The 2,206-nt window shown below is 35.3% G+C and carries 3 protein-coding genes and 1 pseudogene; all 4 read right to left on the bottom strand.

Annotation, left to right across the window (positions count from 1 at the left end):
- Positions 1-132: 132 nt before the first annotated feature.
- Positions 133-627, bottom strand: a pseudogene (locus AB1498_07820) (IS21 family transposase).
- A gap of 310 nt (positions 628-937) precedes the next feature.
- A complete protein-coding gene (locus AB1498_07815; GenBank protein ID MEW6088196.1) occupies positions 938-1,180 on the bottom strand; it encodes a DUF2442 domain-containing protein in 243 nt (80 codons plus the stop codon).
- Positions 1,181-1,191: 11 nt separating this feature from the next.
- On the bottom strand, positions 1,192-1,452 hold the full coding sequence (locus tag AB1498_07810) for a DUF4160 domain-containing protein (protein ID MEW6088195.1): 261 nt from the start codon (positions 1,450-1,452) through the stop codon (positions 1,192-1,194).
- An 84-nt stretch (positions 1,453-1,536) separates the two neighbouring features.
- Positions 1,537-2,206: hypothetical protein (locus tag AB1498_07805; GenBank protein MEW6088194.1), on the bottom strand; the 670-nt coding region annotated here is incomplete at its 5' end.

The following is a 2,206-nucleotide window of genomic DNA, read 5'->3' as shown; positions in this document are numbered from 1 at the left end:
AAAAATATTTTCCCAGTTTAACGAAACAAAAAATAAATTTTATATGGACGAATAGAGCGAAAATAAAGATTTTACATGGCTACCGATTAATTTTAAGTCGCGCTTAAAAAAACTCGCTTGTTTTAGGGCTAATAAACTCTCAAAACTTTCGGAAAAACAAATCGTCCCGGTTTCCCAATCAGAATAAGTTAATACATAGTGGTAGAGTAAATGATTAAACGGTTCTCCTTGGATTGTGATTCCCAATTCCTTCATATGGGTAAAATCAGATTCTGATAATTCTCCTGGATAATGTATTTGCGGGAAAAATACTTCTTTTGCCGGGCCTTCGGCGGCCCGCCAGTATTTTAATCTGCGTTGAAGGGTTCGTAATTGGCCGTCTTGATATTCCCCAGGCTTTTCACGCTGTAAATATTCAAAAATTGTTTTAGCTTCAAGCCCGGGATTTTCTTCTAAAAGTTCTTTTACTCTATTCCAGTCTGTTTCAAATGGATCTTGGCGGGTTCGCCAATAGTGATTTTTATTAATTTCACCAGGCAACTTTCCCAACTTTATGTATTTTTTAGCTGTTTTTACATCCATTCCAGCCTTAACCGCGGCAATTAATTTAGTTTCTTCGCTTTTCATGAGTGACAATAACCTCCTTACCTGTTGGTTAGTAACCATTTAGACCTCCTTGCTTTAGTCTAAATAGGTTACCATCCCAGCCTGTTTTTAGGGAATTTTAATTGTCGTTGACTGGGAATTATAATTGTCGCTCATCAAGGGCATCTGTTCGAACTCCTGGTTCTCCCCGCAGCGGAGCGGAGGGGTGAAACAGGAGTTCTCTGCTCAACTGCCTCGTTCTCCCCGGAGCGTAGCGAAGGGGAGAACGCTAAAAAATCAGGCGTGGCCATAGGCCATCGCTTGCATTGCACTTGTTAAAATTTTTTATTTACTATTTAATAGTCTGTCCTACTTCGTAGAGGAAATCAGGTGAGAAATCAGCATTATTTGGCCAAACTACAGTATCTATATCTTTATTGAGAGTTACATTTTTAAAATATGAGATATCTTTTAAAGGCTCAAATATTTTTCCGTCAAGATGTGATTTTAAATCGACTATCTTATATTCATTATTTTCAAATTTTACTTTTAATTTATGTCCGTCAACATATTTTACATCAGTTATCCAATGCATAAAATAACCTCCTATTCTAAAGGTTCAATCTTTTTGAGTTCTTCTTTTCTTTTAACCAATTCCCAATCTTCAAGCAGTTCATTTCTATGTTGGAAAGCCCATTCCAGAACTAGAGAAATTATTCTTTTAGGCAAAGTCCCTTCAATAATTTTTAATTCATTTATAGAAAAAGATGCCCTAAACTCACCGTATTTAGCATGGAAATGGGGCGGTGTATGTTCATTATAATACATCGAAATTATTATTCCTAAAAATCTGGAAATTTCTGGCATTTAATTTTCCTTTCGTCTGGAATTATATCACATTTTGTATATTTGTTCTCCTGATTTTTACAAAGAATGTTCCATGGTGTGTTGTTAAATAAGTTTTTTCCCGATGGATTCCCAATTATTTTTTCTTTTTTTATCTTCATCAGTAAAAGATTTAAAATCATGCCATCGGAAATCAATATCTTTTTTTTTGGTCCCATCTTTTTTTGGAGTTTCTAAATATTTTTTATAATTAATATTTATTATTTCTGAAAGAATATCGTACTCATATATAAAAAATTCAGGGAGACCCTCTTCAAATAAATTTACAAGAACGACAAAAAGGTTTTCGTTATTTTGTTTGATTGAAATATCTTTCCCCAGTTTCCAACCTTGTTTATTGCGGATGGACATTGTTTTGACTTGGATTGCTACCATTTTTGAGCCGTCAGCATTTGTGACAACCACATCAAATAGAGGATTATTTTTATGGGTCATCAATGATAAATATCCACGTTTACACAATTCCGCGCAAACATAATACTCTCCTGCAATACCTACAATATTATTTGATGTTTTTTCTTTAATTGTTTTCATTTTTAACCGCCATAAAATCAGGCGTGGCCATAGGCCATCGCTTGCATTACACTTGTTGTAGAGTAGAACACTGGCGCAAAACTTTCGTTCCGTTTCCAGCATCCCCTCATCAAACCGTGCTTGAAGTTTTCCCTCACACGGCTTTCCGATAACTTTCTTCAAGAGGCTTTCGCCCAGCAGA

The organism is bacterium, from assembly GCA_040754625.1.
Taxonomy (GTDB): Bacteria; JACRDZ01; JAQUKH01; order JAQUKH01; family JAQUKH01; genus JAQUKH01.
This window is presented reverse-complemented; position numbering and strand designations above follow the sequence as displayed.